We start from the raw sequence: 244 nt of genomic DNA, 5'->3' as shown, positions 1-244 counted from the left end.
GCACAGGTTAATTAAAACAGGTGAGCTGTCCACCTGTAGCGGTGAACGAAATGCAAAAATGGTCGATACGTCAGAGCTTTTACGTGTTTTTGGACCATTTGAGCAACAGAAGGGTGAACACCATTCTGGACAGGTCTCTGAACAGCGTGATACAGCCCCTGCTGACCAGAGTGAACAGGTCATTCGTCACCTGAAACAGGAGATTGAACACCTGAACACCTTGCTTTTGTCCAAGGATTCGCAC

The 244-nt window shown here is 47.5% G+C and carries 1 pseudogene; it reads left to right on the top strand.

The features are described from left to right. Positions 1-244, top strand: a pseudogene (locus tag HWD93_RS18770) (DNA-binding protein); the annotation flags it as partial.

Source organism: Curtobacterium sp. C2H10 (assembly GCF_025407985.1).
Taxonomy (GTDB): domain Bacteria; phylum Actinomycetota; class Actinomycetes; order Actinomycetales; family Microbacteriaceae; genus Curtobacterium.
The sequence above is the reverse complement of the archived record's forward strand: the minus strand, read 5'-3'. Positions and strand labels throughout refer to the sequence as shown.